The sequence below is a fragment of the Kitasatospora sp. NPDC002227 genome (genome assembly GCF_040296285.1).
Taxonomy (GTDB): Bacteria; Actinomycetota; Actinomycetes; order Streptomycetales; family Streptomycetaceae; genus Kitasatospora.
The window spans coordinates 1-1374 of sequence record NZ_JBEOWY010000130.1 but is presented as its reverse complement, the minus strand read 5'-3'; the positions used below and the strand labels follow the sequence as shown (position 1 = coordinate 1374).

General features: G+C 66.8%; 1 protein-coding gene. It reads right to left on the bottom strand.

From position 1 onward, the window contains the following. Positions 1-42: 42 nt before the first annotated feature. On the bottom strand, positions 43-1263 hold the full coding sequence (locus ABT095_RS38780) for an IS256 family transposase (protein WP_350534342.1): 1221 nt from the start codon (positions 1261-1263) through the stop codon (positions 43-45). Positions 1264-1374 lie beyond the last annotated feature (111 nt).

The window sequence follows — 1374 nt, the reverse complement described above, 5'->3', positions numbered from 1 at the left end:
GGTCATGTCCCTTGATGTGGTGTAGTGGTCGTGGGCCAACGGTCATGAAATCGGCGGAAGTTCATCGCGTTCGGGCTCGCCGGGGTAGAGCTGTTCCATGCTGCCTTCGGGCAGGTAGCGGCGGGGGAAGGCGATCCATTCGTCGTGCATCTCGAAGAGCACGGCGGTGACCAGCCGCAGGAGGGCGTCGTCGTTCGGGAAGACCTGGACGACGTCGGTGCGGCGTTTGATCTCGCGGTTGATCCGTTCCAGCGGGTTGGTGGACTGGATCTTCTTCCAATGTCGTTCCGGGAAGGCCGCGAAGGCGGTCAGGTCGTCCTTGGCCTCCAGCAGCATCTGCCTGACCTTGGGGAACTGCTTGCCGAGCATCCCGGCGACGGTGTCCAGCTGCGAGCGGACCGCGGCTTCGGCGGGCTGGGCGAAGATCGTGCGGATCGTCGCGGCGACCATCTCGCCGGCGTCCTTCGGGATCACGGCGAAGGTGTTGCGCAGGAAGTGGACGCGGCAGCGCTGGTAGGCGGCGCCGAGCATGACCTTGCGGATCGCCTTGACCAGGCCGCTGTGATGGTCACCGATGACCAGGCGGACCCCGGTCAGGCCGCGCTCGCGCAGGGAGCGCAGGAACTCGGCCCAGAACACCTCGGTCTCGCTGTCACCGACCATCAGCCCCAGGACCTCGCGGCCGCCGTCCTCGGTGATGCCGGTGGCGACGACCACCGCCCGGGAGACGATCTGGTGGTTCACCCGGGCCTTGCAGTAGGTCGCATCCAGGTAGATGTAGGGGAAGCGGGTGTGGCCGAGCGGTCGGGTGCGGAAGGCGGTGAGCTGCTCGTCCAGGTCCGCGCAGATCCGCGACACCTCACTCTTGGAGATACCGGTGTCCGCGCCGAGGGCCTTGACCAGGTCGTCGACCGAGCGGGTGGACACGCCCAGGACGTAAGCCTCCATGATGACCGCGTAGAGGGCCTGGTCGATCCGGCGTCGGCGCTCGAGCAGGCTGGGGAAGAAGCTGCCGGTGCGGACCTTGGGGATGGCCAGCTCCAGGTCGCCGGCCTGCGTGGTGAGGGTCTTGTCGCGGTGGCCGTTGCGCCAGGTGGTGCGGGCCTCGGTGCGTTCGCCCGGCTCGGCGCCGATCCGGGCGGTGGCCTCGGCTTCGATCAGCTCCTGCAGGAGCCGCTGGGCCAGAGCCCTGATCAACTCGATTCCGTCCGCCGTACGCAGTGACTCCATGAGGCGGAGTAAGTCAGACTGGGACAAGGCCATCGCGCACCTCTCACTTCAACGAGCATGCCTACTCGGAGAGTTACGCGATGGCTGCTTCATGACCAGGGGTTGCACCAAGATCCCTGCTACACCACTCCACGGGACGCCATC